This is a genomic window from Streptomyces sp. NPDC058291 (genome assembly GCF_042880855.1).
Lineage (GTDB): Bacteria > Actinomycetota > Actinomycetes > Streptomycetales > Streptomycetaceae > Streptomyces.
Genome location: NZ_JBHVYK010000039.1, coordinates 62362 through 68978, shown reverse-complemented (window position 1 = coordinate 68978; position 6617 = coordinate 62362). Strand labels below are relative to the sequence as shown.

Genomic DNA, 6617 nt, shown 5'->3' with positions numbered 1-6617 from the left:
CCCCTGAGGAGCAGAGGAACGGCAGGCCGAGCGCGTCGGCCCGGGCGGCCGCGGCGCGGGCGGCGACGCTGTGGTACTCGCCCGCCAGGGCTGCCACGCCCAGCCGGGCCAGTTCGTCCGCGGCGGCCTCGGCCCGCCGCGGGTCGGCCGCGGTGTCACGCACCATCCCAGCGGCCGTCCCCCGACTCCGCCGGCGTCATTGACTTCACGGACGCCCGACCCGAGTCCGGCGAGCAGGTGTCGACCCGCCTCGACCCAGCCCGGCCGGGTCAGCGGAACGAGTGCGCCGATCAGGACGGACGATCCGTCAGCCCGCCCCGCTGCGGACGCTGACCGCGTGTTCATCGGGGTGCCCATGCCGGACATTGCGTCCACCGACGTCACCGCCGGGCAACCGGTTGTCGCACGGACAGCCGGTCATCGCGCGGACAGCCGGGGAGGCCGTCGTCATCCCTGCGGCGTCGGACGTCGGGGCGCGAACCGCAGGCCGCGGTCGACGTCCCGGCGCGGGAGCTCGGCGGCGGGGCTCCTCGGCGCCCCGGCCACGTCGCCGACCGGCGCGTACGACCGCGGACAACGGCGTTGCGCCGCCCCGTCACGATCACTAGGGTCGACCGCGTGACTGCCGGGTCGGCCATGTGCCACGCACGAGTGAGGTTCCCGGCCTCGGCGTGAGCGCGAGGCGGGCAAGAGCCCCGCCCCTTCTCCGTGTCCTTGCTCCCGGCGCCCGTGCGCGGCGCCTCACCCCAGCGGATCACGAGACCCGGAGACACACCACAGATGCCCACTGCCCCGAGCCACCCGTACGAGCCCGACCGGCCGGCCGACGCCGTCCAGCTGAACCACACCGCTGTGTACGCCCACGACCGGCTGCTGTCCGCCGAGTTCATCGCCGCGATCCTGGGCCTGGAGGTCGGCGCCCCGTTCGGACCGTTCCTGCCCGTCGACCTCGGCAACGGCGTGACGCTCGACTACTACGAGAAGCGCGACGAGCCGATCCAGTCGCAGCACTACGCGTTCCTCGTGCCCGACGAGCGGTTCGACGCCGTGATCGCTCGTCTGGAGGCGGTCGGGGTCCCCTACTACGCGGATCCCGGCCAGACCGAACCGGGCCAAGTCAACCGTCTGTTCGGCGGTCGCGGCGCCTACTTCGCCGACCCGGCCGGCCACAACATGGAGATCCTGACCCGGCCTTACGCCCGCCCGTAGCGGACCGCCCGTAGCAAGCCGCCCGCCGGTCACCGGCCCGACCGGGCGGCTCCCTCCCCCCGACTCCTGAGGAGACAGGCCATGACGGACACCACCGAGACCGCCGCCGCCGCGTTCGCGGAGATCCCGGGCACCACCCTTGCCGACGTCCTGGGCCGCGCGCAGGTCATGGACATCACCGTCCGACCGCTGTGGTCACCGGTGCCGCGGGTGGCCGGGCCGGCCTTCACCGTGCGGTGCCCGCCCGGCGACAATCTCATGCTGCACGCGGCCGTCCACCGCGCGCCTCCCGGCGCCGTCATCGTCGTGGAGTCGGGCGATCTGCACCACGCCCTGGCCGGCGGCAACGTGTGCGCCGTCGCCCAGCGCCGGGGCGTCGCCGCGTTCGTCGCCGACGGGCTCATCCGCGACCTGGCCGAGGTCCGGGGCCTGGGCTTCCCCGTGTTCGCCCGAGGGGTGATCCCCTTTCCGGGGAGCAAGAAGGCGGTCGAGCCGCTCAATGGGCCGGTGCGCTGCGCGGGAGTCACCGTGCACGCCGGTGACGTGGTCGTCGCCGACGAGGAGGGCATCGTCGTCGTCCCCGCCGCCCGCGTCCAGGACACGCTGACCGCCGCCCGGGCCAAGCTGGCCGAGGAGGCCGACGAGACGATCGAGGCCTGGGAGCAGGCCCACCGGACCCGCATCGACGAGATCCTGCGCGCTCACGCGGACCCGGACCGGGCATCCGACTGAGGAGACGCCCGGTGCGGTCGCCGGCTGTCGAGCAACTCCCGGAGACGGCGCCGGAAGCGCAGTGCGATGCCGGCGCCGCGAGAGGCGCGCCCGTGATCAGGGCGCCCTGACGAGTGACGCGGACCGGGCCGCGCACCGGTGCCGCCCGTCAGCGGTCAGCCGCCAGCCGCCAGCCGCCAGCCGCCAGCCGCCAGCCGATCGTCGACCGGCGCGGTCCGCGGGCCTTCGGCAGCGGTCCTGCGGCGGATCGGCCGCGCTCGTCGGTCCGCCGTCCCGGGTCCGCCGTCCCGGTTCGGCGTCCCGAGGAATTCCGCGGTGATCCGCGGTACCCCTCGGGTGGAACCGGCGGAGCGGGTCAGCCCTCCGAGCGGACGGGCAGCCGCCATCCCGGGCGCGGGAAGTGGCAGGTGTAGCCGTCGGGGTAGCGCTCCAGGTAGTCCTGGTGCTCGGGCTCGGCCTCCCAGAAGGGGCCGACCGGCTCGACCTCGGTGACGACCTTGCCCGGCCACAGTCCGGAGGCGTCCACGTCCGCGATGGTGTCCTCGGCGATCCGCTTCTGCTCGTCGTCCGCGTAGTAGATCGCGGAGCGGTAGCTGAGGCCGATGTCGTTGCCCTGGCGGTTCTTGGTGCTCGGGTCGTGGATCTGGAAGAAGAACTCCAGGATCGCCCGGAAGTCGGTCTCCCGCGGGTCGAAAAGGATCTCGATGGCCTCGGCGTGCGTGCCGTGGTTACGGTACGTCGCGTTCGGCACGTCGCCCCCGGTGTATCCGACCCGGGTCGCCGTGACGCCCGGGAGCCGGCGGATCAAGTCCTGCATCCCCCAGAAGCATCCCCCCGCGAGCACGGCCCTCTGCGTCTGCGCTGCCATGTCGGCTTCCTCCCTGTCTGTGGCCGCGGCCACCCTGCGCTCTCGCGCACACCCTGGGCCTCTCGGCCTTTGTCGCTACAGCGCGTACAACCGGCACGCCCCCTCAACAATTCCGCGCCGGGCCGCCCGCCGCCGTCGGCGAACCGGCGACCGACGAACATCGCCTGCCCCGCGTTGGACGGCAGGTAGGGGCTGATGTCGTCCTGCCAGGAGCTCGGCACGGCCGCACCTCGGCCGGACGCGTCCGCGAGGTTCCTGGTGTGGGCCGACCGTCGATTGCGAGCGCGACGGCGTCCTCGCCCCCGCGCCCTCGCTCACTCCTGAGGATGGGGGCCCTGGCGCATCCGGCGGTCGGCGCGACGGCGTCGTCGTGCGCGGAGGCCGCGGCGGAGGCCGTGAGCACGGCGTCCGCGCCCGGCCCGCCGCCCAGGACCGTTCCTCCGGTGGTCAGGACGGGCAGCGCCGCGATCACGGCGCCCCATGAGCGAACCCTCGGCCTGTCGTCATACGACTCCTCTGGTGGCATCAGACAGGGGATGTCCGGCACTCTGATCCAGGCATGTCATGCATATGACACTCACGAGACGGTGCGAAATTTCGGCTCACTTTCGGATCGCCGATCTGAAGGACGATAGAGACCCTCACCGAGGTGTCAACCCCGTGGTGCCGGTCAGCCGACCCCTCCACGGCCGAGCGGCCACCACCGGGCGCTCCGCACGACCGTCCGGCCTGCCGACCCGAACCCTTCGACCGCCGAAATATTTCGATGACGACAACGACTCATGCGAGACATATTGACGGGAGCTGTCGACCTCCTATCATCCTGATTGCTCGGCCATTCGACGGGTGTTAGCGATCGAACCTCGAAGGATCGATTCCCCACACGGCACCGCTCGCAGAGAGATCGACACATGGCCATGTCATGCTCTGATCAAACCCCGGGTCGTCGCCAGGTGCTGGCCGCCGCCACCGGCCTCGCCGCCGGCGCCCTGCTTCCGCTCGACCCGGCCCGCGCCGCCGCCTCGTCCTTCACCAACCCGGTGATCTGGCAGGACTTCGCGGACATCGACGTCATCCGCGTCGGCGCCGCCTACTACGCCTCCGCGTCGACGATGCACTACTCGCCGGGCGCACCCGTTCTGCGCTCGTACGACCTGGTGAGCTGGGAGATCGCCGGGCACTCGGTGCCCACCCTGGCCTTCGGCGCCAAGTACGACCTCAACGGCGCCCGCGGGTACGTCCGGGGCGTCTGGGCGTCCTCACTGGCCTACCGGCCGGGCAACAGGACCTTCTACTGGCTCGGCCAGATCGACTTCGCCAGGACCTACGTCTACACGGCCACCGCCGCCGAGGGGCCCTGGACCCGGCTCACCACGATCGCCACGCCCTACTACGACGCCGGACTGCTCGTCGACACCGACGACACCCTGTACGTGGCGTACGGCAACACCACCATCAGCGTGGCCCAGCTCTCGCCCGACGGACGCGGCCAGGTCCGCACCCAGCAGGTGTTCACCGCGCCGTCGAGCGTCGGCACCCTCGAAGGCTCCCGCTTCTACAAGATCAACGGCCAGTACTACATCTTCCTGACCCGACCCGCGAACGGCCAGTACGTCCTCAAGTCGTCGGGCGGACCCTTCGGCCCCTACACGATGCGGCAGGTCCTGCTCGACCTGCGCGGCCCGATCGCGGGCGGCGGCGTCCCGCACCAGGGCGGCCTGGTGCAGACCCAGAACGGCGCCTGGTACTACCTGGCCTTCGTCGACGCCTACCCCGGCGGCCGGGTCCCCGTCCTGGCGCCGATCGCCTGGACCTCGGACGGCTGGCCCGTCGTCCAACTGGTGAACGGCGCCTGGGGCGCCTCGTATCCCCAGCCCGCACTGCCCGCCCCACCCCACCAGGTCACCCCCATGACCGGCGTCGACACCTTCGACGGGACGACCCTCAAGCCGAGGTGGGAGTGGAACCACAACCCGGACGGCGCCAAGTGGTCGGTCGGCGACGGACTGACCCTGCGCACCGCGACCGTCACCGACGACCTCTACTGGGCCCGCAACACGCTCACCCACCGCATCCAGGGCCCCACCTCCACCGCGACGGCCGACTTCGACCTCTCCGCCATGCGCGACGGCGACCGGAGCGGACTCGCTCTGCTGCGGGACTCCTCCGCCTGGATCGGCGTCAAGCGCGACGGCGGCGTGACACGGCTGGTCATGGTCAACGGGCTGACCATGGACGGCAGTTGGAACACCACCGGCACCGGCGTCGAAGTCGCCGCCACGCCCCTGACGGGCAACCGCGTCCGGCTGCGCGCCGCCGCCGACATCCGCCCCGGCGCGGCGCGGCCCGCGGTCTTCTCCTACAGCACCGACGGTGCCGCCTTCGTCCGCCTCGGCCCCGCCTTCTCCCTGGGCAACGACTGGCGGTTCTTCATGGGCTACCGCTTCGCCCTCTTCAACCACGCCACCCGGGCGCTCGGCGGAACGGTCCGCGTCTCGCGGTTCGAACTGTCCACGCCCTGACCCGGTCCGCCGGAGTCACCACACCCACCGAACCCATCCGTCCGACCCCGCCAACCATTCGAGGAGAACCATGAACCCGCTGAAACGGCTCGGCCTGCGCCGGGCCTCGGTGTTACCCCTGCTGGCCGTGGCCGCGCTGGCGACGCCGGCGGCCACGACCGCCGCGACCGCCGCGCCCGACGCCGTCCGGGCCTCCGCACTGGGCGCGCAAGCCGCACAGTCCGGACGCTACTTCGGGACCGCGGTGGCCGCCGGAAGGCTCGGCGACGGCACGTACACCGGAATCCTGGACCGCGAGTTCAACGCGGTCACCCCGGAGAACGAGATGAAGTGGGACACGACCGAACGCTCCCGCGGCTCGTTCAACTTCGGCCCCGGCGACCAGATCGCCAACCGCGCCGCCGCCCACGGCCAGCGCGTACGCGGCCACACGCTCGTGTGGCACTCCCAACTGCCCGGCTGGGTCAGCTCCATCAGGGACGCGAACACCCTGCGCAGCGTGATGAACAACCACATCGCCACCGTGGCCAACCACTACAAGGGCCGCGTCTACGCCTGGGACGTGGTCAACGAGGCCTTCGCCGACGGCGGCAGCGGCCAGCACCGCTCCTCGGTGTTCCAGGACGTGCTCGGCAACGGCTTCATCGAGGAGGCGTTCCGCACCGCCCGCTCGGCCGACCCGGCGGCCAAGCTCTGCTACAACGACTACAGCATCGAGGACTGGAACGCGCCGAAGACCCAGGGCGTCTACCGCATGGTCCGCGACTTCAAGGCGCGCGGCGTGCCCATCGACTGCGTCGGCTTCCAGTCCCACTTCGGCGCCGGCGGCCCGCCGTCCACCTTCCAGACCACGCTGTCGAACTTCGCCGCCCTCGGCGTGGACGTCCAGATCACCGAGCTGGACATCGCGCAGGCGCCGACCGCCGGGTACACGAACACGGTGCGAGCCTGCATGAACGTCGGGCGCTGCACCGGCATCACGGTCTGGGGCATCCGGGACAGCGACTCCTGGCGCTCCGGGGAGAACCCGCTGCTGTTCGACCGCAACGGCAACAAGAAGCCCGCCTACCGGTCGGCCCTGACCGCGCTGGGCGGCACGCCCGCCGCACGCGGCGCGGACGCGCCCCGGTCCGCCGCCGCACCGCCCTCCGGGATCCGAACCCTCACCGGGACCGACTCCACCAGCTGACCGATGCGGGCCTCCGGGAGGTGGAGCCCGGGGGCCCGCAGTCGTCACCCGACCGCGGCCGGGTACGGACAGGGGCGGCCGGCGGGCCTGGTCGACG

4 protein-coding genes and 2 pseudogenes are annotated in these 6617 nt (G+C 72.2%); 4 read left to right on the top strand and 2 right to left on the bottom strand.

Annotated features, from left to right (window positions below):
• Positions 1–345 (bottom strand): annotated as a pseudogene (locus ACFVYK_RS20855) (ABC transporter substrate-binding protein); the annotation flags it as partial.
• Between the two features lie 435 nt (positions 346–780).
• Here ACFVYK_RS20855 and ACFVYK_RS20850 point away from each other — a divergent pair.
• Positions 781–1209 (top strand): VOC family protein, encoded by a 429-nt coding sequence (locus tag ACFVYK_RS20850; RefSeq protein ID WP_389775996.1) that lies wholly within the window; start codon positions 781–783, stop codon positions 1207–1209.
• Positions 1210–1290: 81 nt separating this feature from the next.
• On the top strand, positions 1291–1941 hold the full coding sequence (locus tag ACFVYK_RS20845) for an RraA family protein (protein ID WP_389775994.1): 651 nt from the start codon (positions 1291–1293) through the stop codon (positions 1939–1941).
• A gap of 355 nt (positions 1942–2296) precedes the next feature.
• Here the strand turns inward: ACFVYK_RS20845 and msrA are convergent, their stop codons facing one another.
• Entirely contained in the window at positions 2297–2809 is a 513-nt protein-coding gene (gene msrA / locus ACFVYK_RS20840; protein WP_389775992.1) for a peptide-methionine (S)-S-oxide reductase MsrA, read from the bottom strand.
• A 917-nt stretch (positions 2810–3726) separates the two neighbouring features.
• Between msrA and ACFVYK_RS20835 the strand changes: the two genes are divergently transcribed.
• The gene (locus ACFVYK_RS20835) at positions 3727–5331 is read left to right on the top strand and encodes a family 43 glycosylhydrolase (protein WP_389776001.1); all 1605 of its coding nucleotides are present in this window, start codon (positions 3727–3729) and stop codon (positions 5329–5331) included.
• Between the two features lie 70 nt (positions 5332–5401).
• A pseudogene (locus tag ACFVYK_RS20830) lies at positions 5402–6490 on the top strand (endo-1,4-beta-xylanase); the annotation flags it as partial.
• Between the last annotated feature and the right edge of the window lie 127 nt (positions 6491–6617).